At 73.3% G+C, this 2,118-nt stretch carries 1 protein-coding gene; it reads right to left on the bottom strand.

Annotation, left to right across the window (positions count from 1 at the left end; genetic code table 11):
* Nucleotides 1-2,118: condensation domain-containing protein (locus VIB55_RS21615; protein ID WP_331878747.1), on the bottom strand; the 2,118-nt coding region annotated here is incomplete at both ends.

Raw genomic sequence — 2,118 nt, 5'->3', positions numbered from 1 at the left:
CCCCGATCCGCACTGGCAGCGTGTTGATGAGCGGGCCCACCACCCGCTCCGCACCCTCGCCGCCCTGCATGCGGCCGAAGAGCAGCGTTCCGAACACCACGTCGCTCCGGCCCGATACCCGCGCCAGCACCTGCGCCCACGCCAGGTGGCACAGGCTGGCCGCGCTCACCCCCAGCGCCCGCGCCCGGCGGCGCAGCCGCGCGCTTACGTCGGGCGCCACCGAAAGCGACGCCTCCCCGATCCCACGTCCCTCGCCCCACACGTCCAGCAGCCCGTACGGCGCCGTCGGCTCCTCCACGTCCTGCAGCATCCCCCGGAAGAACCGCTCGTGCTCTTCCCGGGTCACCCCCAGGCGTGCCTGCGCCACGTAGTTGCGGAACGGCAGCGGCGCCGGCAGCTCCGACTCGCGGCCCATCAGGTGCGCCGCGATCTCGTCTCGCTGCACCGCCAGCGACTCGTGGTCGCCTGTCAGGTGGTGGGTGAGCATCAGCAGCAGCCACCGGCCACGCGTGCGGTCCTCGGCGATGCACGCCCGCAGCAGTGGCGCCCGCGTCAGGTCCATCCGGTACTCCCGGGGGCCGTAAAGCCGCCACAGCTGCCCGGCCGCCCCGGCAGCCGCATCCAGCTGCACCTCCTCCGCCGGCAGCGGCGCGTTCCGCCAGACGATCTGCACGGGCTCGCGCAGCCCCTCCCAGGCCACGGCCGTGCGCAGGACGTCGTGGCGGTCGATCACCGCCTGCAGTGCCGCAAGGTGCTGCTCCAGGCTGGCGCGGGTGTCGAACTCGGTCATGCTCGACGTCAGGTACGGGTCCCCCTCCTCGGACATCAGGTGATGGAAGAGGATCCCCTCCTGCAGCGGGGCCAGCGGGTAGATGTCCTGCACGTTCGCGGCTCCGCCCGGCACCCCCGCCACGATCCGGTCGATCTCGGGCTGGCTCAGCTCCACCAGCGGAAGCATTCCCGGCGTGATGGACGCGGCGCCCTCCGGAATCGCGTTCGCGGGGACCTCCACCTCCAGAGACGCTCCGCCGACGGCCAGGGCCAGCTCTGCAAGCACCGGCGTGGTGAACAGTGCCCGCACTTCCATGTACAGCCCCACCCGCCGCATCCGCTCGATCAGCCGGATCGCCAGGAGCGAGTGCCCGCCCAGCTCGAAGAAGTGGTCCCAGCGACTGACCCGGTCCACCCCGAGCACCTCGGCCCAGATCCCGGCCAGCGCCGCCTCTACCTCCCCCAGCGGTGCCTCGTAGCTCCCCCGCGCGTAGGCATCGCCCTCCGGCGCGGGCAGCGCATTGCGGTCCAGCTTTCCATTCGAAGTGAGCGGCAGCGCCTCCAGCACCACGAACGCGGCCGGCACCATGTACTCCGGCAGGCTGCGCCGCAGGTGCTCGCGCAGCTCGTCCGCCTCCACACTACCCGCCACGTACGCCACCAGCCGCTGGTCGCCCGGCACGTCGGCGCGCGCCACGACCACGCAGTCGGTGACACTCTCGTGCTGGCGCAGCACCGCCTCGATCTCGCCGAGCTCGATGCGGAAGCCGCGCACCTTCACCTGGAAATCCACCCGCCCCAGGAACTCCAGCGTTCCGTCCGCCCGCCAGCGCGCACGGTCGCCCGTCCGGTACAGCCGCCCGCCTGCCTCCGCCGAGAACGGGTCGGGGACGAAGCGCTCGGCGGTCGTCGCGGCGCGGCCCAGGTAGCCGCGCGCCACCCCCGCCCCGCCGATCAGGAGCTCGCCCGGCACGCCCGCCGGCTGCGGGCTCCCGAGCGCGTCGCAGACGTACAGGCGCACGTTCCCGAGGGGACGGCCGATCGGGTGCCCCTGGACGATGCCATCCGCCGGCACCGGGTGCGTGGAGGCCAGGATGGTCCCCTCGGTGGGGCCGTACAGGACGTGCGTCTCCGCCCCGGAAAACGTCTCGCGCATCTCCGACAGCAGGTCGGCCGGCACCCGGTCGCCGCCTACGAACGCGCGCCGCAGCCGGGCCAGCCGGGGGGTCTCGCGCTCCACCTGGACCAGCTGCCGCATCAGCGCGGGGACCGCGTGCACGAGCGTGGCATCCGCGATCTCGTCCGCCAGCGCGTGCACGTCCACCACCCGCTCGCGCTCCACCAGGC

This window comes from Longimicrobium sp. (assembly GCF_036554565.1).
Classification (GTDB): domain Bacteria; phylum Gemmatimonadota; class Gemmatimonadetes; order Longimicrobiales; family Longimicrobiaceae; genus Longimicrobium.
The sequence above is the reverse complement of the archived record's forward strand: the minus strand, read 5'-3'. Positions and strand labels throughout refer to the sequence as shown.